This window comes from Aliidiomarina iranensis (assembly GCF_003987135.1).
GTDB lineage: Bacteria > Pseudomonadota > Gammaproteobacteria > Enterobacterales > Alteromonadaceae > Aliidiomarina > Aliidiomarina iranensis.
Genome location: NZ_PIPJ01000034.1, coordinates 1 through 721, shown reverse-complemented (window position 1 = coordinate 721; position 721 = coordinate 1). Strand labels below are relative to the sequence as shown.

The 721-nt window shown below is 47.6% G+C and carries 2 tRNA genes; both read left to right on the top strand.

Annotated elements, in window-relative coordinates:
* Positions 1–25: 25 nt before the first annotated feature.
* A tRNA-Ile gene (locus CWE08_RS12115) sits at positions 26–102 on the top strand.
* Positions 103–432: 330 nt separating this feature from the next.
* Positions 433–508 (top strand) — tRNA-Ala (locus tag CWE08_RS12110).
* The last annotated feature ends 213 nt before the right edge of the window (positions 509–721 follow it).

Here is a 721-nt window from a genome sequence, read left to right as displayed (position 1 = left end):
ACTTAGCAGTAACTAAACGGATACTGGGTCTGTAGCTCAGCTGGTTAGAGCGCACCCCTGATAAGGGTGAGGTCGGTAGTTCAAGTCTACTCAGACCCACCACTTCTTCGCTGTGAGCAGCGTTGCCGTCGTCGTCGCATACTGATGTATGCTTCCTCCTTGGCGCCTTGTCACAACTCGAAGATGTTTGGTTTGTTTGGCCGCGTATTTTGTGAGCTCGTATACTGATGTATGCTTCGTCCCCTCACGCCTTGCTAAACAGCCAAAACCGCGAAAATGTTTATGCTTCATGATGTATTCATAAATATTGGAGCGCAGGGCTATGGTGGTTTGCCAAGGCTTGCGACGAACGAAGGAAGGCGCATACCTCAATGGTATGTAACTGACTGAGTGAGGAGTATAACGCAGGCAAAGCGGCATAGCACAAGTGAAGGGGCCATAGCTCAGCTGGGAGAGCGCCTGGTTTGCATCCAGGAGGTCTGCGGTTCGATCCCGCATGGCTCCACCATTTTCCTTTATGCTGCGTTAGGGCATTCGTCGTGTGTTAGAACACACTTCCTCATTCCCAGCCTTGCCTAAAGAAAAATACTTCCTCTTGCCTGAGAAGGAAAACATTCCGATTCTTTGTTCCACATATGATGCGCATTGCTAAGTGTTCTTATTTGAGAATATTTATCAATCACATTATGTGATGTGCTCTTTAATAATTTGGACAAGCTGA